Here is a 20,232-nt window from a genome sequence, read left to right on the forward strand (position 1 = left end):
GTTTTGAATGGCTTCAGGTTAGGGCCAGGTGACAGGTCGCGAACAATGAATAAAGATGGGGCCCCTATAAACAAAGGTTATGGGCTTGCCATGCGCCTTCGCCATATCGAGATTTTCCAGGCCATCCGCCAGACCGGCTCCATCAGCGGTGCGGCCCAACTGCTGCACGTTTCGCAACCGGCGGTGACCAAAGTGCTGCAGCATGCCGAGCAGCAGTTGGGGTTTGCGTTATTCCTGCGGGTGCGCGGCAAGTTGCAGGCCACCCCCGAAGCGTTGGAGCTGGAGCGCGAAGTCGACAAGGTCAGCGAGAGCCTGCAAGGTGTCCGGCGCCTCGCCCAGAGCCTGCGCCGCGAGCCGGGCCACAGCCTGCGGATCGGCGCGACACCGGCCCTGGCCTTGTCGCTATTGCCGGCGGCGATCCATCAATGGACCCGACGCTACCCGGACATCGTCTGCGAGTTGTCCAGCGCCCACAGCCGCGAACTGACGCAGAACCTGCTGATGCGCGAAATCGACGTGGCCCTGACCCTGCAACCGCCCGATCATCCAGGACTCAAGGCCCAGGCCCTGGCCAGCGGCGTATTGGTCGCCCTGGCGCCGAGCGGTCATTGGTCCGAAGCGCAGGTGGGCCAGCCGATGCCGTTGCAGGCCCTGGCCGGTGCACCGTTGATTGGCCTGTCCAGTGCCGACCCACTTTCGGCCAAGCTGGACGGCTATCTCAAGGCCGTGGAACCGCCGCCGCGCATCAGCATCGCCGTACAGACCTATTCACTGGCCCGGGCCATGGTCGAGTCCGGTGCCGGGCTGGCAGTGATCGACCCGTTCACCGCGCTCGGCGCTTCGAGCACTCGCACCGCCATCCGGCCGCTGTCGCCCCCACTGCCGATTTCCCTGTACGCCGTGACCCGGGCCAACGAGGCGTCGGTGCATACCCTCGGCGCGTTGCTGGAGATTTTTGCCAGCCAGGCCCAGGCACAACTGGATCGTCTGTTCGCCGCCGCTCAAAGCACGTAGAACAGAATCGCCACGAAGTGCAGCAAACTGCCGGCCATGACAAACAGGTGCCAGATGCCATGGGCGTGGCGCAACCGGTGGTCGAGGGCGAAAAAGATAATGCCGACGGTGTACAACACGCCGCCCGAGGCCAGCCAGGCGAACCCTGTGCTGCCCAACGCCGCCAGCAAGGGCTTGACCGCCACCAGCACGATCCAGCCCATCACGGCGTAGATCACGATCGACAGGATTCGTGCTTCGGAACGCGGCTTGATTTCCTGCAAGATACCAATCACGGCCAGCCCCCAGACGATCCCGAACAATGTCCAGCCCCAGGGACCACGCAGGGTCACCAGGCAGAACGGGGTGTAGCTGCCGGCGATCAGCAGGTAGATCGAAAAGTGATCGACCTTCTGCATGATTTCTTTCTTGCGGCCACGCACGCTGTGATAGACCGTCGAAGCGCTGTACAGCACCAGCAAGGTGAACCCGTAGATCGCCACGCTGACGATCTTCCATGGATCGCCGGCCATTCCGGCGATCACCAGCAACCACACCGCGCCGATAAACGCGGCCACCGCCCCCACCAGGTGCGTCCAGGCGTTGAGTCGTTCCCCGTGATACATCCACTACCACCTCGCATTTAGAAACAGGGGCCAAGGCTCAGGCTTGGCGCGTCAAAGTGCAATGGTTTGCTTTTAACTTGCGATCCCGCACCTGTGGCGAGGGAGCTTGCTCCCGCTTGAGTGCGCAGCGCTCACAAGATTCTTGGGGCGGCTTCGCCACCCAGCGGGAGCAAGCTCCCTCGCCACAAAAGCTCTCCAGCCACATAAATCGCGTCGCCAGGAAGACATGGGGGCACAATCGAGCCATACGAATAAGAGTCCGCCCCCATGCTGATCGACGAAGAATTGACCCTGAAGAAACTCGAGGTGTTCCTGGCTTTCATGCGCACCGGCAACCTGGCGCGAGCGGCGGCCGAGTTGCAGACCAGCAACGTCAGCGTGCACCGGGCCATTCACTCGTTGGAAAGTGCCTTGCGCTGCCCGCTGTTCAAGCACGAAGGCCGCAACCTCACGCCGTTGGAAAGCGCCTATGTGCTGGAGGAACGGGCACAGAAGCTGATCCAGGACGTGGTCGACAGTGTGCGACTGACCCGCGAGGCCGCCGGCTTCTCCGCCGAGCGCTTCAAGCTTGGCTCGCTGTATTCGCTGACGGTCAAGACCGTGCCGCAGTTGATCATGGGCCTGAAAATCCGCCGCAGCGAACTCAATATCGACCTGATCATGGGCTCCAACATCGACCTGCTGTACAAGCTCAAGAACATGGAAGTCGATGCGATCCTGGTGTCCCTGGACGACAGCGTCAACGACCCGGATTGCGAGCAGATCGCGCTGTTTTCCGATGACATCTTCCTCGCCACGCCGGCCGACTCGCCCTTTGCCCAGCGCAGCGAAGTCGACTTGGCCGAGGTCCGCGACGAGACGTTCATCACCCTGACCCAGGGCTTCGCCACGCATCAGGACGGTGTACGGGTGTTCAAGCAGGCGGGGTTCGAGCCGAAGGTGGCGATGCAGGTCAACGACATCTTCACCCTGCTGAGCATGGTCAGCTCCGGGGTGGGCTACGCTTTGCTGCCAGGCCGGATTGCGGCGGTGTATGAAAACCGGGTGAAGCTGATCCCGTTGCAGGAAAAGTACCGGTTGCAGCAGCACATTGGCGTGGTGTTCCTCAAGGCCAAGGAGCGCGATCCGAACCTGCTGGCGCTGCTGGCGGAGTGCCGGATGTATGCCAATCGCCAGGCGTGAGACCCGGTTGCCCCCAATCGCGAGCAAGCTCGCTCCCACAGGGACATGCGGTCAACTGTGGGAGCGAGCTTGCTCGCGATGGCGACAGTCCTTTCAAGAAGGGTTCAAAGCCCTACCCCATCAACCCCCGCATGATCAAAAACAACAGCGAAGGCCCGAGCAAGCACCCAAGGGCGGTGTAGAACGCCGCCGTCAGACAGCCATAAGGCACCAGCTTCGGATCGGTCGCCGCCAGGCCACCGGCCACGCCACTGGAAGTACCCATGAGCCCGCCGAAGATCACCGCGCTACGCGGGTTGTTGAGGCCGATGTACGGCGCCACGAACGGTGTCGCCACCATCACCAGGATCGCCTTGATCAACCCGGCGGCAATGGACAGGGCCATCACCTCGGAAGTGGCCCCAATCGCCGCCCCGGTCACCGGCCCGACGATGTAGGTCACGGCTCCCGCACCGATGGTGGTAAGGCTCACCGAATCGGTATAACCAAAGGCCATCGCCACGCCAACCCCGGCAATGAACGACGTACCGACCCCGACGAACAAGGCCAGCACTCCAACGAAACCGGCGCGCTTGAGTTCCTCGACACTCACGCCGAACGCCGTGGCGACGATGGCGAAGTCCCGCAGCATGGCGCCGCCCAGCAAGCCAATCCCGGACAGCAGCGGAATGTCCACCACGCCCTTCTGCCCACCGGTCATTGCGCCGCCGATGTAGGAGAGTACCAATCCCAGCAGGATGGCGATCGCCGAGCCATGCAGGCGTCCCTTGGTGAAGGTATTGCTGATCCAGTAGGACACCCACATGGTGATGCCGACAATGGCAAAACCGCTGATCAGGCCGTAGCCGGTGATGACTTTCATCATGGATTCGTACATGGCAATCACCCGACCGTCTTGACGGAGATGTCGGCCTGAGGCCCTTTGTTGCCAATGCGCACCAGCACCGGTACCAACGCAAAGGCAATCACCACCGCCAGGGTCCCGGCCAGGATCGCCATCGGCCCACCCTTGAGTGCACCGTAGACGTTTTGCTGGGCCGCCATCGCGACCACGATGGGGATGTAGACCGCACTCCAGAATTCCACGCCGGCCTCGGATTTGCCCGTGAAAAGGCCGCGTTTGTTCAGGTAACTGCCCAGGCCGATCAACAGCAGCATCGCAATGCCGACGCCGCCGACGTTGGCCGGCACGCCAATCAGCTTGCCCAGCAGCTCGCCGATGAAAATACCCGCCAGGGTACAAAAGGCCAGGAACGCCACACCGTAAATAATCATTGTCGTAGTCCTCAAAGTGCATCGTCGAAGTTGTTGTTTTTGTGCTTCGCCAGCTTGAGTCGGTGGTCTAGGGTTGGCGGCTTCCCTCCTCACGCAACAGCGCCTGCAAGGTATCGAGCCGAGCACCGTCGAAGGCCATGACAGAGCCCTGCTCGAACGCCCGGCGCGCCAGGGCGGTGAGCACCGCACCGGGCGGCAGTTCGATCTGCAACCGCACGCCTCGCTCGTAGGCGCTTTGCACCGTGCCGCGCCAATCGACGACACGGCACATGTTGAAGGCCAGGTCGTCGCGCAGGGCATCGATCTTGATGACCGGCCGGGCGCGGCTGCCGCTGAGATAGCCCAGTGTCGGAGCTTTCAAGGACACCTCGGCAAACGCCTCGGCCAACGTCCGGGCCGGCGCCTCCAGCAACGGGCAATGGGACGGCACGCTCACCGCCAGCCGGCAGGCCTTGCCAGCGCCTTGGCTCCGAGCCTTTTCGGCAACGAGGCCCATGGCGCCGTCGCTGCCGGCAATGACTACTTGGTTATCGGCATTGATATTGGCCAGGTAGACCGGCGTTGTTTCACTGTGCACCTGGGCCAGCAAGGCTTCCACCGCCGCGAGGTCCAGGCCGATGATCGCCGTCATGCCATAGCCTTGCGGGTAGGCCCGCTGCATCAGTTCACCGCGCAGGCTGACCAGTCGCAACGCATCCTCGAACGCCAGCGCCCCGGCCACCACTGCCGCCGGATACGCACCGATGGACAGTCCCGCCACATAGTCAGGCGCGGGAGCCTGTTCCAGCAATCGGCGGGCCGCCGCCACGCCGGCGATCAGCAGGCACAGCTGCACGGCGCGGGTCGACTGCAAGGCTTCAGCGCTGTCCAACCGCAAGACGTCTTCACCGAGCACAGCACCCGCCTCGTCCAGGATCCGCGGCGCCACCCCATGGAGCATGCCCACGCGCTGCGCACCCTGGCCGGGAAAGACGAAGAGGCTGCTCACGCGACCTGCTCCAACGAAGGCTGCCAGGGATCGCTCACCAGCCGGGCCTGAACATCATCCTTGAGCAAGACCCGACGGGACGAGCCCGCCCATTCGCGCAAGGCCACGGCGCCGCAAGGGGTTTGCAACTGCATGTCCACGGCGCATACCGAAGCCTCCAGTAGCGCCAGCAACGCCTTGGCCTTGAGACGATCCAGGCGCTGCGGCGTGCGCAAAATCAGATCCAGGTCGCTGCGCTCATGCAGTGCCTCGACACCGGTGGCGAGTTCGAACCCGGCGCTGCCGCTAACACCCCAGGCCCAGCCGCTGGCATCGAGCAGCGGGCGCAGGCGGTCCAGTGCGTGCAGGGCTGGCAGGTCGCGAGTCGACTCGACGTGACAGAGGTCTTCCGGCCTGACGCAACGGGAAATCGCCGCGACCGCCATTGACGTTGCATAACGCTGCTCGCGCAAGCGCCCGCGCACGCCGACCGCGATCTGATCCGCTGGCGTCAGCGAGCGCCGAACCACCACCGGTTGACCGGCGGCCATCGATTCAACCACCCATGCCGGCGCACCCGCAGGCACTTGCTCCGGGGTCATCCCCCAGAGCAGGTCATGGGCCAGGTACGTATTCACCACTGCGCACTCAACAATTGGCGAACCGTGCTGGAGGCTGCCCGATGGGTCGCACCGAGGCGGCTGCTCAAGTCGCGGGGCGCCGCGGCGACATCGTTGATCGCATGTTTCAGGCAAGCGGTGACTCGGGCCAGATCACTCGCCGAGGGCTGTTCGATCTGCTCCACCGACAAGGTTTCCCACAGCAATCCCAGGCTGGCAAAGCTGTCGATGTCATAGGCCATCGGCGGCACGCTGGCAGCCAGCGCTTCAAGCTCCTCGACACTGCGCAAGGTCACCCGTGCCGCCGAAGCCTTGCCCATGGCGTGGACCATCACGCCCGGGTCGCGCAGGGCAATCAACCGGTTGGCCTGGTAGCCGTGGGCCAGGAACGCCCCCGACATCGCCTTGCCCACCAGCAAGCCAATCACCGGATGCCCGGCCAACCGGGCGCGGGCGTAACTGTCAGCGGCGCCGGCCAGGGCCTGGTGAATGCCCAACGCCTCTTCGCGCCGGCCATAGGCCTGGCTCGGTACGTCGACAATGGCGATCAGCGCACGCTTGTTGACCGCATCGCGGTCGGCGTCGATGGCGTCATCCACCGCCTTGGCCAGGCCCCACCCTTCCAGCAAGCCGACTTCGCCATTGCGCGCCCGAGGAAAACGGTTGTCGGGATCGGCCACCACCGCCAGCAGGCGCACGGTTTGTTCGCCCAGGCTGACATCGGCGACTTTCAACGAAGCGGGTAAACCTTGCACCGTGCTCGCACCACCACTCAAGGCCTCGAACCAGCGCAAGCCTCTCAACGAATAAGCACTCATGGGCGTTCTCCCTGGTACAGCTGGCGAACCGCTTCCGGTTCGATTTGCACGTCAGTGTCCAAGCGGGCCAGGCGTTGCAGGAACAGTTCGGCCTGGCCACTGCGGTGCTGCGCGGGCACGCCCAGGTGCAGCAACCGGCTGACCTGCTGACGGATCTGCGTCACGTCGTCGGCCGCGTAACGGTCCACCAGTCCAGTGGCGAAACGCTGCTCACCGCCGGTCAGGCTCCAGATGAATGGCCGGTCGCGGGAGTCATATTCGTCGAGGCCGGCTTCCTGTTCGATCACTTGCGGACCATTCAGACCCAACCGCGCTTCCCGGGTCACCAGCAGATAGCTGCACAGCCCGGCGGCAATGGACATGCCGCCAAAGCAACCGACGCTGCCAGCGACCACACCCACCACTGGCTGGTACTGGCGCAGATCGACTATCGCCGAGTGGATCTCGGCAATCGCCGCAAGCCCGAGGTTGGCTTCCTGCAACCGCACGCCGCCAGTTTCCAGCAACAGCACGGCACGGGTCGGAATACCTTTGCGGTTGTCCTGCGCCGCCAATTCCAACGCACCGGCAATCTTCGCCCCGCCGACTTCGCCGAGGCTGCCCCCCTGGAACGCGCCTTCGATGGCGGCGATCACCACCGGCAGGCCATCGAGCATGCCCTTGGCGATCACTACGCCGTCGTCGCTTTGCGGTACCACGCCTTGGCGCAACAGCCACGGCGACATGATCCGCTGGAACGGGTCGAGCAATTCGCGGAACGTACCGGCATCGAGCAAGGCCTTGGCCCGTTGCCGGGCGCCGAGTTCGACGAAGCTGTGCTTGTTGAGCAACGCTGCGCTGTCAGTCATGACCGATCTCCTCGAAGCCTTGTTCCAGGCGCAGGCGCACCACGCCGGGGGTGGCGCCGAAATCATGGATGTCGATGCTCATCGCGGACGGTGTCTGACCGTCGAACATCCGGGCAAACAGATGCCGCCAGCGCTGCTCGCTGCCATTGACCGAGGTCTGCACCTGGATGGTCAGCTTGCCCGCCAGGCCAGGCTCGATCAGTACTTCCAGATCGCCCGAGCCGACACAGCCCACCAACGCCCTGCCCCGTGGCGGCTGGCCGGCGGGGAATTCAAAGGATAAGGTTTCCATCAGCACACTCCTGGGAAGAAGCCATCGCCGCGCTCGATGCGATCGAGGAACAGGCAGCCGGCGAACAGGTCGGCAGCGCCGCCAGGCGAGGCGTTCAAGGCAATCAGTTGTTGGTCCAGCGCATGCAATTGGCGACGGCCGCCCAGGCTCGCACTGCCACCGGCGTCGAGCACCGCTTTGGCGCCCTGCTGCATGGCTTGCAGGCCCGCCTCGCCGGCGCGGTAAAGCACGCAGGTGTCGGCCAGTGTTGTCATGATCGCCAGCAAGGCATCCAGGCGAGCGTTCTGCTCGCCCGCCCCCGCCGCACGGCTGCGCTTGAGTTGCGGCAAGCCCAGGCTCGTCACCGCCGGGAACGCCAGTTGCGCTTCTTCCCGGGCGCCGCGCACGCCGTAGCGCTGGGCAACCTGGGCGCCGTGGCTCAAGGACTGGGGCGCATAACGGTCGGTGAGCAAGGCCAGGCGGGCGGCACGTAGCGTGACGGCGCCCGCGACGTTGGATTCAGGCTCCAGCGCCGCCGCCGCGACGAGCAAGCCCAAGGCCCAAATCGCACCACGATGGGTATTTACACCGCCCGTGGTAACGAGCATCGCGGCTTCACCTTCTCGGCCGATCCGGCCGAGGGCCTCGCGCAGCGGCAAGCCGATCTCGCCACACTCGAGGGCGGCCTCGGCCATTTCCTTGAAGGCCGGCCACAGCGACAGTGCCGAGGCGTGCATCAGGCCCAGGTGCAGGTCGCTGTGGGCACCACTGCCGCGCCGGTCCACCAGGGCCGGTTTGGGTGAGAGGTCGGCTTCGTCAATCAACGCGTCCACCGCCAGATCGGCCAAACGTTCAGCCAGGGATAACGTCTTGGGTTGCAGATAAAGGGCGCGCATTTACCAGCTCCTGAATTTGGCGGGCGGGTTGTAGAGGCCACCGGACCATTCCACCAGATCGGCCACGCTCTTGGCCGCGAGCAACTCGCGGGTGGCGTCGGTGCGGCGGATGCCGAGGTCTTCGGGCAAGGCGATCAGCCCTTCGCGGCGCATGCGTGCGGTGTCTTTCGGGTCATGGCGCAGGCCGATGGCAGTGACGCCGGCCACGGCGGCGATCATCGCCTGGCGCTCTTCCAGGGAGCGGGCCTTATACAGATAGGCGATGCCCTCTTCGGTGAGCAGGTGGGTGACGTCATCGCCGTAGATCATGATCGGCGCCAGGGGCATGCCGGCTTTCTTCGCCACGTCCACCGCGTCGAGGGTGTCGACGAAGGTGGGCTTGCCGCCCTCCTGGAACGTCTCGACCATCTGCACCACCAGCTTCTTGCCGCGTTCGAGCAACGGTGCCTCGCCATCGCCGTGGCGCATGTCGAGCCAGGCCGGCGTGCCATGACGGCGGCCGCGGGGGTCATGGCCCATGTTCGGCGCACCGCCGAAGCCGGCCAGTCGACCGCGGGTCACCGTGGAGGAATGGCCGTCGCCGTCCACTTGCAGGGTGGCGCCGATGAACAGGTCCACCGCGTACTGCCCCGCCAGTTGGCAGACCATGCGGTTGGAGCGCAGCGAACCGTCGTGGCCAGTGAAGAACACGTCGGGGCGCGCGGCGATGTAATTTTCCATGCCCAACTCGGTGCCGAAGCAATGCACGCTTTCGACCCAGCCGCTCTCGATGGCCGGGATCAGCGTCGGGTGCGGATTGAGGGTCCAGTTGCGGCAGATCTTGCCCTTCAAACCAAGGGATTCGCCGTAGGTCGGCAAGATCAATTCGATGGCGGCGGTGTTGAAACCGATGCCGTGGTTGAGGGACTGGACGTTGTGTTTTTCGTAGATCCCACGGATCGCCATCATCGCCATCAGCACATGCACAGGCTTGATATGGCGAGGGTCGCGGGTGAACAACGGTTCGATGTAGAACGGTTTGTCGGCCACCACCACGAAATCCACCCAGGACGCCGGGATATCGACTCGCGGCAAATCGCTGACATCGTCTACCAACTGATTGACCTGGACGATAACGATGCCGTCGCTGAAGGCCGCCGGTTCGATCAGCGCCGGCGTGTCTTCGGTGCTGGGGCCGGTGTAGATATTGCCGGCGCGGTCGGCCATGAAACCGGCCGAGAGCACGACGTTGGGAATCAGGTCCACCACCAGCCGGGCATAGAGCTCGATGTAGGTGTGGATCGCGCCGATTTCCAGCAGGCCGTCTTCCAGCAACTGGCTGATGCGCAGGCTCTGGGTACCGGCGAAAGAAAAATCGAGCTTGCGGGCGATGCCGCGTTCAAACAGGTCCAAGTGCTCGGAACGACCGACGCTGGGCATGATCATGTGCAGGTCATGCAGCTTCGAAGGGTCGACTTTCGCCAGGGAGCGGGACAGGAAGTCCGCCTGCTTCTGGTTATTGCCTTCCAGCACCACACGGTCGCCGGGCAGGATCAACGCCTCCAGCGCCGCGACGATCTTGTCGGTGGGCAGCACCACACCGTCGGCAAGCCCCTTCACCAGCCCGAGACGCCGCTGCTTCTCGCTGCGCCGCCGCGTCCAGCGCGAGTCGGGGGATATTGTTGTTGTCATGACCACTCCACGGGTTCGCTGTCGTGGAGCTCACCTTAGGAGTGTTGTGGCGTGGGCATCAATCAAGCTCAGCGGCGGATCGTTACGGTGGGAGTAATGGTTGAATGCCGCAGCGGACAAAGCTTCTGTGGCGAGGGAGCTTGCTCCCGCTCGGCTGCGCAGCAGTCGTCGCTTTTGGGGCCGCTTCGCGACCCAGCGGGAGCAAGCTCCCTCGCCACGGTTTGCGACATCAGGATGAGGGCCTGCCCTGTGGGAGCGAGCTTGCTCGCGATAGCGGTGGGTCAGTCAACAGTGTTGTCGCATGACACTGCGTCATCGCGAGCAAGCTCGCTCCCACCGTTTGGGCTCAGTTGCCGACCAATCCCGCCGCAATCACCAATTCCTCCAACGCCAACAGATCCGGCACTTTCGCCACATGCTCCCCCACCTGCACCGCCGCCTGCTCCAGCCCGCACAGCGGCACGTCGACGTAGCTCAACTGGCTGTCGAGCTTGCAGGAGCGTGGGATGCCTTGCACCAGCAGCGCGATGAAGCGCAGCTCCGGCCGGCCGCCCAGGGCGTTGAGCACGACGATGCGCACACGCTCGCCCATCACGGTTTTCTGGCCGCAGGCCGACTCGAAGCTCAGCAGCGGGATTTGCCGTTCGCGCCAGCTTACCCAGCCCAGGAACCACGGCGGGGTGTCCAGATCGAAGGCGCTGCTTTGGTAGTCGATCAGTTCGGCCACCGCCACGTTGGGCAGGATCAGGTGTCGATCGGCCAGGGGCAGCAATAGCCCGGTGAGGTGGCTGGTGCGATGTTCATGCATGGGTTTTGCTCCAGTAGGCGATGCTGTCGAGCAGCACCGACTCCTGGTACGGCTTGCCCAGGTAGTCGTTGACGCCAATGGCCATGGCGCGGTCGCGGTGTTTCTGGCCGGTACGGGAGGTGATCATGATGATCGGCAGGTGCGCCAGGCGCGGGTCGTTGCGCACTTGGGTGGCCACTTCGAAGCCGTCCATGCGCGGCATTTCAATGTCCAGCAGCATCAGGTCGGGCGCGTGTTCGGCCAGCAGCGCCATGGCATCCACGCCGTCCTTGGCGGTCAGGACGTGCATGCCGTGGCGTTCCAGCAGGCGGCTGGTAACCTTGCGCACCGTCACCGAGTCATCCACCACCAGCACCAGCAGCGGCCGTTGCGGTTCGCCCTCGCCTTCGGCCGGCATCGGGCGGCGCGGAACCTGGTGGGGCAAGGCGCGGATCGGCGCCAGCAGGTCAAGGATGAGCACCACCCGGCCGTCCCCCAGGATCGTCGCCCCGGACAAGCCCTGCACCGCCGCGAATTGCGGCCCCAGGCTCTTGACCACGATCTCCCGGGTCCCGGCGATGGCGTCCACCTGCACGGCGACGTGCCGCTCGTTGCATTGCACCAGCAGCACCGGCAAGGGTTGGCTCTGGCCCAGCAATTTCGGGCGGCCGCCGGTTTTCAACAGCTCACCGAGATAGCACAGCTCATAGCGTTGCCCGGCGTAGGTGTAGGTCGGCGGATCGAGCTGGTAATAGCCGTCCAGTTCGGCCGGCAACACCCGGACCATGCTGTCGATGGCGTTCAGTGGGATCGCGTACTGGTCGTCGTGACAATGCACCATCAACGCCCGGTTCACCGCCACGGTAAACGGCAGGCGAATGCGGAAATGCACGCCCTGCCCCGGCGTGGAATCAATGACCATGCTGCCACCCAACTGCCGCACCTCTTCGTGGACCACGTCCATGCCCACGCCACGCCCGGAGATCTGGGTGATTTTTTCCGCGGTTGAAAACCCCGGTTGCAGGATGAACTGCAGCACGTCGCGGTCACTGATGTCGCTGTCCGGCGCCAGCAGGCCACGCTTGATCGCCTTGCTCCGCACCGCTTCCAGCGGCACGCCGGCGCCGTCGTCGCGGATGTCGAAAATAATGTCGCCGCCTTCCCGGGACAGGTCGAGGCTGATGCGGCCCCGCGCGGGCTTGCCGGCGGCGATGCGCACGTCGGCCGACTCCAGGCCGTGGTCGACGGCGTTGCGCAGCATGTGTTCCAGCGGCGCGGCCATGCGTTCGAGGACATTACGGTCCATCTCGCCGTCGGCATTGCCGACCACGAATTCAACGTCCTTGCCCAATTCCTGCGCCACTTGCCGGACGATGCGCTTGAGCCGCGGCAACATGCGCTCGAACGGCACCATGCGCGTGCGCATCAGGCCTTCCTGGAGCTCGGTGTTGATCCGCCCCTGCTGTTGCAGCAGGACTTCGGCGTCGTGGTTGCTGCGATCCAGGGTTTCCTTGAGTTCGAGCAAGTCCGAAGCGGACTCGAACAGCGCCCGGGACAATTGCTGCAACTGGGAATGCCGGTCCATTTCCAGTGGGTCGAATTCTTCGTAGCCCAGGCGCTCGGCCTCCACCTGCTGGCGGCTGAGAATCCGTCCCTGGGTCTCGGTGTCCAGGCGCCGCAACTGGTCGCGCATGCGCTCGATGGTGGTTTCCATTTCGCCCAGGGCCACGCGCGCGTCGTTGACTTGCTGTTCGATGCGCCCACGGAAAATCGACGTTTCGCCCGCCAGGTTCACCAGGTCGTCGAGCAGTTCGGCGGAGACCTTGACCATGTCCGCACCGTCGCCCGCTGCGCCAGGGTCCGGTCTTGGCGGCGCCGTGGGAAGACTTACGCTAGCGGTGGGGACCGGCTCCGGTGTCGAAACAGCCTGTGGCGCCGCGTTTTCCTGGGGATGATTCACCGCCTGGATCTGTGCGATCAGCCGGTCGGCCAGTGGGCACGGGTGACCGGCGCGCACTGCATCGAGCATCTGCGCCAGTCGGTCATGGCTGCTTTGCAACAAGGCGAACAGCGCCGGGGTCGGCTGGAGCAGGCCCGCCGACAGGCCTTCGTAGAGGTTTTCCAGCTCGTGGGCGAGGTCGCCGATGGGGCCGATTTCCACCATCCGCGCGCCGCCCTTGAGGGTGTGCAAATCCCGCAGCAGGGTTTCCACGGCCTGGCGGTTCGACGGTTCTTCCTGCCAGCGCAGCAGCGCCGCGCCCGAGCTGTCGAGGATGTCGAAGCCTTCTTCAAGGAAGATTTCCAGCAACTCGGGATCATGGCCGGTGCCGTCGGCCTGGGCCGCGGCGCTCGTCTCGATGGCGTTCGGCTTGTCCTGGCGGAACCTGCGGATGGCATCGATCAGCGCAACGGGATCGCCCAACGGCTGGCCCTGTTGCAACTGCCCAAGCAACAGGTCGAGGCGTTCGTGGCTGTTATCGAGCAACTGCGCCAGTTCCTCGCTGTAGCTGTAGCGCCGGTCCACCAGCCCTTCGTAAAGGTTTCCCAGCTCCTGGGCCAGGTCGCTCACCGGCCGGATGTCGGCCATCCGCGCGCCACCCTTGAGGGTGTGCAAGTCACGTTGCAGCGAGGACAACGGCGCGCCATTGTCCGGATCGGCCAACCAGCGTTGCAAGGCTTGGGCGGCGCTTTCGAGAATGTCCTGGGCCTCTTCGAGGAAAATCGACGCGAGGTCATCTTCCATCGAGGTCTCGGCGGGCGCGTCACGTTCCATTTCCGCCGTCGCGTGGCCCAGTTCGCGGATGCTCAAGGTGCGGCTGCCGTCGCTGCGGATCAGGCCGGTAGCCGAAGGGTCGAGGCTCTCCTGAAGCAAGCGACGCAGGGCCTGTACCCGCTCGGGTTGCGGACGCACGTGCTGCCCGGCCGCCAGTTCATCGAGCATGTCGATCAGCGCTTCATGGGCACGCTGTGCCTGCTGGAAAAAATCATCGCTGACCGCCAGGCTGCTCTCTTCCACCGCGCCGTAGAGGTCCAGCAGGGCTTCGCAGAGCTCGTCCACCGGGTGCAGGTCGGCCAGGTGCGCGCCTTCGCCGAGGGTGGTCAGTTCATCCAGCAGCGCACTCAATTCCTGGCCTTCGCCAGGGTGCTGCTGCCAGCGCTGCAAGAGGCTCTCGGCGTCCAGCAGGATGTCCATGCCCTGGGCAAGGAAATTGTTGATCAATTGTGGATCGCGCTTGGTCCTCAGGGCTTTGCCCGGCGCACTGTTGGCGGCGTGCAGGCGCTCGGCCAGCAGCGCCTGGGCGCGCTGGATCAGATCCCCGGCGCCGGGAATCGGCGTCAGCGGTTCGCTGTGCAACCGGCGCAAGCCCAGGCGCAGCAGTCCCTCTGCCTCCAGCAGCAATTCCACCTCATCCAGGTCGAGGGCGATCAGGTGCGCCCGGTATTCCCGGGCCAGCTCATCCATCGCACCGGCCAACTCGGCGATGGGCAGCACGCCGGCCATGGACGCACTGCCCTTGAGGGTGTGCAAGGCCCGCTGCAATTCATCGCTGGCCTGCAACGGCAGGTGGTCGGCCGCCTGGTCGAGAAAACGATTGAGACTGGCGAGGTGGCCCTGGGCTTCGTTGTCGAAGATCTTCAACAGCAGCGGATCGAGGGCGGCTACATCCTGCTCGTCGTCATCGTCTTCATCGCCGCCCTTGGCCAAGGCATGGGCGCGGGCGGCCAGGCGGTCGACGTCGTCACGCTGGCGCTGGCGATTGGCGGCGAATTCGGCCACCAGGTCCGGCAACAACTGCACGGTATCTTCGATCAGCTGACGGACCGACGCCCCCGGCTCGACGCTGCGCTCCAGCACCCGGTTGAGCAGGTTTTCCACGGCCCAGGCCAGCTCGCCCAGCACCAGCGCCCGCACCATCCGGCCGCTGCCTTTCAAGGTATGGAACGCCCGGCGCAGTTCGCCCAGGGCAACAGCATCGTCGGGATGCGCGCCCCAGCGCGGCAGGTACTCACGCAGAACGTCGAGCACCTCGGCGGTTTCCTCGAGGAAGACCTCGCGCAATTCGTCGTCCACCGGGCTTTCGTCCAGTGGTGGCGGCAACAGGCTGCCCGGGGTGCTCCGGGCCGGCGGATTGACCGCCGAGACCGGACTGGCCAGCACCTCGGCCAAGGACTGCACCGTCTGCGGGTCGTCCAGCTCCTGCAAGTCCTGCATGACCTGGGCTTCGTTGGGGCTCAACACATCATCGAGCACCGGCACCCGAGCTTCATCAGGGTAATAGCCGAGCGCGGCCAGGCTCCGCTCGACCCCATCGAGCAACGGCTCGCCAGGGGTTTCCGGGTCTTCGCTCAAGCGCTCCAGGTAGTATTCCAGGCCGGTGATCACGTCGGCCAGGTGGTCGAGTTCTTCCCACCCCGGCTGGGCCTGCTCCAGCAGCAGGTGGTCGCGGATGAATGCGTTGCAGGCCTCCACCAGGCTGGCGGCGCGGCCCAGGGGGATCATCGCCAGCGCGCCGCGCACCTGGGTCAGCAGTGCCGGCAAGGGCTGAAGTTGTTCGCTGTTCCAGTCCGCGTCGATGTAGTCGACGATCATGTCCTTGGCCTGTTGCAGGCAGGTGTGGGCTTCCTTGATGACGATCTGGTGGATCTGGGTCAGGTCGGTGGTGGGCAGGTGCGAGTCTTCGCGGCTCTCGGGCTCGACGGTGCCGACCATGCCGGCCAGGGTCGCCTCGACGTAGAGCAAGGCCCCGGCGACATCCATGAGGGTCGCGTCATCCGGCGCGCGCTGGCCTTGGGCAAGGCTCAGGACCACCGCCAGTTGATCGATGATGACCTTGCGTGGCTGGCCGAAGCCCAGCACCGCCAGGGTGTCGGCGATTTGCCGCAGCGGCGCCAGCAGGCTGTCCAGTTCCGAGGCGTGCTGGCGGTCGCTGCGCACGAACAGGTCCAGGCGTTCCTTGACCCGCACCAACTCCTCGCACAGCGCGGCGAGCACCGAGCGCATGGCATCGCGGTCGGGCCCGGCCAGGCGCGCGCGTTCTTCGTCGACCATGGCGCTGTCAGGCAGCGCGTCGTCCAGTGAGTAGCGTTCTTTCATGATCTGCATCTGCCCGCTGGGATGTTCGGCCTTGGCAATATAGAACAACAAGCTCTTGAGCAGGTGCGGCGGTGCCGGCTGATTGATGCCGGGCATGCCTTGGTCCAACAGGCGCTTGAGTTCCTTGTCGGCTTCCTTGAACAGGCTGCGCAGCGCTGGGCTGTTGGCGATGCGCCCGTCACGCATGCCTTCGACCAGCGCCGAGGCCACCTGCCATAACGCATTGAGCGGCGCGCCGGCGCACAAGGTTTCCAGGCGCTGGAAGACCTTGGCCAGGTAACCGAGGTGGGTCGCGTCGTCCTGTTCGCGCAGCAGGCCCACCAGGGCCATTTGCAGCGTCTGGCGCCATTTGCGCAAGGTGTTTGGCAGGTCGGCGGGTTCGAGGCGCTGCAAGGCCTCGTCGTCAAGCGGCGCAATATCGGGCAGTTCGGGGCTGAACAGGCTGGTTTCCGACAGCAGGCTCTCGCCCCGGGCACTGCGCAGGTCGTTGATCAAGGGCAGTACCACCAACGGCAGGTCGCGGCGGGCACCTTGTACGCGGTCCAGGTAGATCGGCAACTGCCCCAGGGCCTGGCTCAACAGGCTGATGGCTTCGTCGCGATGGGTGACGCGGTTGTCCTCGAGGGCGGCGCACAGCTGCTCCATCTCCTCGGCCAGCAACGCCGCGCCGTAGAACTCGACCATCTGCAGGCCGCCGTGGACTTGGTGAATGCAAGCCAGGCACTGCCCGAGGGCATCCGCCGCCTGGGGATCGTCCACCAGGCGGTTGAGGGCCAGATGAGCCTGCTTCAGCGTTTCGGCAATCTCGCCCTTGACCCATTCCAGGGCCACGTAGTCGTGCCGATCACCCATAACCACTCCAAATCAACAGTCATATGCCGAGGGCAAAAATAAAACCCTGTGGCGAGGGAGCTTGCTCCCGCTTGAGTGCGCAGCGCTCACAAAATATTTGGGGCGGCTGCGCCCCCCAGCGGGAGCAAGCTCCCTCGCCACAAAAGCTTCCTCGCCACATGCCCCTTCTCAATAGGCAGATCCGGCCAGTCACACCTTGTCCTCATCCGCCACCGGCGTCGCCGGCAAGGTAAATCCCGACACCGAACGGCGCAGTTGGCTGGCCATTTTCGCCAGGTTGCCGATGCTTTCGGCGGTGGCGGTGGAGCCTGACGAAGTCTGCGTGGTGATCTGCTGGATCACGTTCATGGTCAAGGAAATCTGCCCCGCCGAGGTGGTCTGTTGCTGCGCCGCGTTGGAGATGCTCTGGATCAGCGCCGCCAGGGTCTTGGATACACCTTCGATCTCTTCCAGGGCGACGCCGGCATCCTGGGCCAGTCGCGCGCCGCGCACCACTTCGGTGGTGGTCTGCTCCATGGAAATCACCGCTTCGTTGGTGTCGGCCTGGATCGCCCGCACCAGGGTCTCGATTTGCCGGGTCGCCGCTGAAGAACGCTCGGCCAGGCGTTGCACTTCGTCGGCCACCACCGCGAACCCGCGCCCGGCATCGCCGGCCATGGACGCCTGGATGGCGGCGTTGAGGGCGAGGATGTTGGTCTGGTCGGCGATGTCGTCGATCAGGCTGACAATGTCGCCGATTTCCTGGGACGACTCGCCTAGGCGCTTGATGCGCTTGGCGGTGTCCTGGATCTGTTCGCGAATGTTGTCCATGCCATGAATGGTGTTGTGCACCACCTCGTTGCCCTTGTTGGCGATTTCCACGGAACGCTCGGCCACCGCCGACGATTCGGCGGCATTGGCCGACACCTGGTCGATGGACTGGGCCATTTCATTAATTGAAGTCGAAGCTTCGGAAATTTGCTGGGCCTGGTGTTCGGAAGCCTGGGCCAGGTGCATCGCGGTGGCCTGGGTTTCCTGTACGGCGGCGGCAACCTGGCCGGCGGTGAGGTTGATGGTCGCCACCAGGTCGCGCAGTTGGTCCACCGAGTAGTTGATGGAGTCGGCGATGGTGCCGGTGAAGTCCTCGGTGACCGAGGCCGTGACGGTCAGGTCGCCGTCGGCCAGGTCCTCGATTTCATCCAGCAGCCGCATGATCGCGTTCTGGTTGCGCTCGTTCTTTTCCGCGGTTTCGTGGAGCTGGCGGTTGGTCTCGCGGACCATCACCAGCCCGATCAGGATGATCGACATTAGCGCCATCAGCCCCAGCACATAACCGCCAATGGTGTTGACGGAGCGCCCGCCGGCCAGGTTTTCGAAGGCCGTGGCCAGGTGCGAAGCCTCGTCGAGCAGGGTCTGCGACAGGTTGAAGATGTTGCCGGCCGACTCGCGGACCTTGAACAGCTCCGGCGAGGTCTCGAGGATTTCATCCACCGAGCCCGAGACGAATTCGAACAGCTCGCTGATTTCACTCAGCCGTGCCCGGGCATCGCGGTCCTGGACCTGGGAGATCTTCAAGGCCGGGTCACCTTGCAACATGCCATTGAGCACCTGGCCAAAACGCGCTGCGTCGCGACCAAAGGTGTCAGCCGCCTGGCTGGCGTTTTCGTCCCCCGCCAGCACGGTATTCACCGCGCCGAGAATCCGCTCGGCCAGCAGCGATTGGCGCTGGGCCATGGCCACCTGGGCAGCCGGCGCGCCACGTTGCAGCAGGATCTCGACGACTTTTTCGTACTCGACCTGCAACTGCGGCACGGTTTCGGCCAGGGTGGCCGCCACTTGGTGCAGCGACAGCACGGTCTGCTCGCTGGAGAGGATGGCATCGGTGTTCTTGAGCAGGCGTTCCCAATCCAACTGCACGGCGCGCATCTGCGGACGCAGGGTCGCGGGCGCAGGCGGCAGGCCGGTCACCGGATCGCCCTGCTTCAGGTAACCCCAGCGCTGGGCGAAATCATTGCGCGCATCGCTCAGCAGCTTGAACGCCGCGGGCTTGCCGGCGGCCGCCTCGGTGGCGTTCTTGGCGATGCGCTGGGACAGCACCCGCAGCTCACCGGCATGGCCGATGTACTGTTTGTCATAGGTGGATTGAGTGTTGAGGTAAGCGAAGTTGGCGAACAGCAGCATGATGAAGACGATCAGCGCGACGAACAGCACGATGATCTGCGAACGACTGCGCGACGCTTCCAGTGGCTTGCCTGTTTTTGCTTTGATCATCGATTTTCGCCTGCCCAAGACCCCAACCCGCCGCCGTCCCAATGTGGGAGCGAGCTTGCTCGCGATGGCGCCAGCACAATCAACATTGATGCAAGCTGTACCGCTGCTATCGCGAGCAAGCTCGCTCCCACTGGGGCCGCGCTACGGCTTGTCAAATCGCCACATCCATGAACCCCGGCGACCGCGCCAGGGCAAACGGGCTGAACACCTGCCACTCTCGCTCGCCGCCGAACCGGCCCTTGACGAAGGCCGCTTCCGGGCCGTCGTGGTCGTCCACCCGCGTCGGTTCCAGGCTGTCCTGGGCAAAATGCTGCAGCCCAAGGACTTCGTCCACCAGCAACCCGGCGAACACTTCGTCGTGGTCCACCACCAGCACGCGCCGCTGCTTGCGCACGGTGGACAGTTCATGGCCGAAGAACCCGCACAAGTCCATCAACGGCAACAAGCGCCCGCGCAGGTTAGCCACACCACGTACCCACGGCTTGACCCCGGGCAAGTGCGTGTGACGTGGCTCGTGCAGCACTTCGCTGACTTCGCCCATCGGCGCCACGTACCAGTGCTCGCCCAGGCGAAAGCCGATGCCGCTCCAACCGGCGCGGTGGGTCGGCTGGGAGGGCAGGTCCGCCCCCAGCAGCCGGCAACGCCGGTCGATCTGCAGCAGCAGTTCGAAGGCCGTCAGGGACTGGCTCATGGCCGCGCCGTCAACCCGCCAATACTTTGTTCAGGGTCGCGATCAGGGTTTCTTCGTCCACCGGTTTGGTCAGGTAGTCCTTCGCGCCCTGGCGCGTCCCCCAGACCTTGTCGGTGTCCTGATCCTTGGTGGTGATGATGATCACGGGGATATGGCCGGTGTCCGGGTCCTTGGTCAACTGGCGCGTGGCCTGGAAACCATTGAGACCGGGCATGACGATGTCCATCAGCACCGCATCGGGTTTTTCCTGGCGGGCCAGGGCCACGCCATCGGCGCCGTTCTCGGCCTTCAGAACCTCATGGCCGTGCTTTTCCAGCATGCCGGTCAGTTTGTACATTTCAGTCGGCGAATCATCGACGATCAGAACTCGTGCCATGGTGTTCCCCATTT

At 64.6% G+C, this 20,232-nt stretch carries 17 protein-coding genes; 2 read left to right on the forward strand and 15 right to left on the reverse strand.

What is annotated here, in order from left to right:
• The first annotated feature begins 90 nt into the window (after nucleotides 1-90).
• Complete coding sequence (locus J3P85_RS27705) at nucleotides 91-1,014, forward strand: LysR family transcriptional regulator (protein WP_434704197.1); 924 nt, start codon at nucleotides 91-93, stop codon at nucleotides 1,012-1,014.
• Here the strand turns inward: J3P85_RS27705 and trhA are convergent.
• Nucleotides 1,002-1,619, reverse strand: coding sequence for a PAQR family membrane homeostasis protein TrhA (gene trhA, locus J3P85_RS27710; protein ID WP_122567374.1), 618 nt, complete (start codon nucleotides 1,617-1,619; stop codon nucleotides 1,002-1,004). The two genes, J3P85_RS27705 and trhA, sit on opposite strands and share 13 nt — an antisense overlap.
• 267 nt (nucleotides 1,620-1,886) lie before the next feature.
• Between trhA and J3P85_RS27715 the strand changes: the two genes are divergently transcribed.
• Nucleotides 1,887-2,801: a LysR family transcriptional regulator gene (locus J3P85_RS27715; protein ID WP_186707073.1), complete on the forward strand. Its 915-nt coding sequence runs from the start codon at nucleotides 1,887-1,889 to the stop codon at nucleotides 2,799-2,801.
• Nucleotides 2,802-2,913: 112 nt separating this feature from the next.
• On the opposite strand, the gene madM is transcribed toward J3P85_RS27715, so the two are convergent.
• The 14 genes from madM to pilH form a co-directional block, all read right to left on the reverse strand.
• A complete protein-coding gene (gene madM, locus J3P85_RS27720; RefSeq protein WP_186729218.1) occupies nucleotides 2,914-3,678 on the reverse strand; it encodes a malonate transporter subunit MadM in 765 nt (254 codons plus the stop codon).
• Nucleotides 3,679-3,683: 5 nt separating this feature from the next.
• Nucleotides 3,684-4,076, reverse strand: a complete 393-nt coding sequence (gene madL, locus J3P85_RS27725) for a malonate transporter subunit MadL (RefSeq protein ID WP_250963782.1) — start codon at nucleotides 4,074-4,076, stop codon at nucleotides 3,684-3,686.
• A 67-nt stretch (nucleotides 4,077-4,143) separates the two neighbouring features.
• Nucleotides 4,144-5,064, reverse strand: a complete 921-nt coding sequence (mdcH, locus tag J3P85_RS27730) for a malonate decarboxylase subunit epsilon (protein ID WP_434704198.1) — start codon at nucleotides 5,062-5,064, stop codon at nucleotides 4,144-4,146.
• Complete coding sequence (locus J3P85_RS27735) at nucleotides 5,061-5,681, reverse strand: malonate decarboxylase holo-ACP synthase (protein WP_434704199.1); 621 nt, start codon at nucleotides 5,679-5,681, stop codon at nucleotides 5,061-5,063. Before J3P85_RS27735 ends, mdcH begins: the two co-directional genes overlap by 4 nt.
• Nucleotides 5,678-6,481 (reverse strand): biotin-independent malonate decarboxylase subunit gamma, encoded by an 804-nt coding sequence (gene mdcE / locus J3P85_RS27740; protein ID WP_434704200.1) that lies wholly within the window; start codon nucleotides 6,479-6,481, stop codon nucleotides 5,678-5,680. The genes J3P85_RS27735 and mdcE overlap by 4 nt, the downstream gene beginning before the upstream one ends.
• Complete coding sequence (locus tag J3P85_RS27745) at nucleotides 6,478-7,329, reverse strand: biotin-independent malonate decarboxylase subunit beta (protein ID WP_434704201.1); 852 nt, start codon at nucleotides 7,327-7,329, stop codon at nucleotides 6,478-6,480. The genes mdcE and J3P85_RS27745 overlap by 4 nt, the downstream gene beginning before the upstream one ends.
• On the reverse strand, nucleotides 7,322-7,621 hold the full coding sequence (locus tag J3P85_RS27750) for a malonate decarboxylase subunit delta (RefSeq protein WP_411385870.1): 300 nt from the start codon (nucleotides 7,619-7,621) through the stop codon (nucleotides 7,322-7,324). Before J3P85_RS27750 ends, J3P85_RS27745 begins: the two co-directional genes overlap by 8 nt.
• A complete protein-coding gene (locus tag J3P85_RS27755) occupies nucleotides 7,621-8,496 on the reverse strand; it encodes a triphosphoribosyl-dephospho-CoA synthase (protein ID WP_434704202.1) in 876 nt (291 codons plus the stop codon). Before J3P85_RS27755 ends, J3P85_RS27750 begins: the two co-directional genes overlap by 1 nt.
• Nucleotides 8,497-10,167 (reverse strand): malonate decarboxylase subunit alpha, encoded by a 1,671-nt coding sequence (mdcA, locus tag J3P85_RS27760; protein ID WP_024616425.1) that lies wholly within the window; start codon nucleotides 10,165-10,167, stop codon nucleotides 8,497-8,499.
• Nucleotides 10,168-10,513: 346 nt separating this feature from the next.
• Nucleotides 10,514-10,975, reverse strand: coding sequence for a chemotaxis protein CheW (locus tag J3P85_RS27765; protein WP_186710363.1), 462 nt, complete (start codon nucleotides 10,973-10,975; stop codon nucleotides 10,514-10,516).
• Entirely contained in the window at nucleotides 10,968-16,901 is a 5,934-nt protein-coding gene (locus J3P85_RS27770; protein WP_434704203.1) for an Hpt domain-containing protein, read from the reverse strand. The genes J3P85_RS27765 and J3P85_RS27770 overlap by 8 nt, the downstream gene beginning before the upstream one ends.
• A 189-nt stretch (nucleotides 16,902-17,090) precedes the next feature.
• Nucleotides 17,091-19,151 (reverse strand): methyl-accepting chemotaxis protein, encoded by a 2,061-nt coding sequence (locus J3P85_RS27775; protein WP_411385875.1) that lies wholly within the window; start codon nucleotides 19,149-19,151, stop codon nucleotides 17,091-17,093.
• A gap of 151 nt (nucleotides 19,152-19,302) precedes the next feature.
• The gene (locus tag J3P85_RS27780; protein WP_434704204.1) at nucleotides 19,303-19,842 is read right to left on the reverse strand and encodes a chemotaxis protein CheW; all 540 of its coding nucleotides are present in this window, start codon (nucleotides 19,840-19,842) and stop codon (nucleotides 19,303-19,305) included.
• A 10-nt stretch (nucleotides 19,843-19,852) separates the two neighbouring features.
• The gene (pilH, locus tag J3P85_RS27785; protein ID WP_018609535.1) at nucleotides 19,853-20,218 is read right to left on the reverse strand and encodes a twitching motility response regulator PilH; all 366 of its coding nucleotides are present in this window, start codon (nucleotides 20,216-20,218) and stop codon (nucleotides 19,853-19,855) included.
• Nucleotides 20,219-20,232: the final 14 nt, after the last annotated feature.

It is taken from the genome of Pseudomonas sp. Z1-12 (assembly GCF_051132015.1).
Taxonomy (GTDB): domain Bacteria; phylum Pseudomonadota; class Gammaproteobacteria; order Pseudomonadales; family Pseudomonadaceae; genus Aquipseudomonas; species Aquipseudomonas zanjanensis.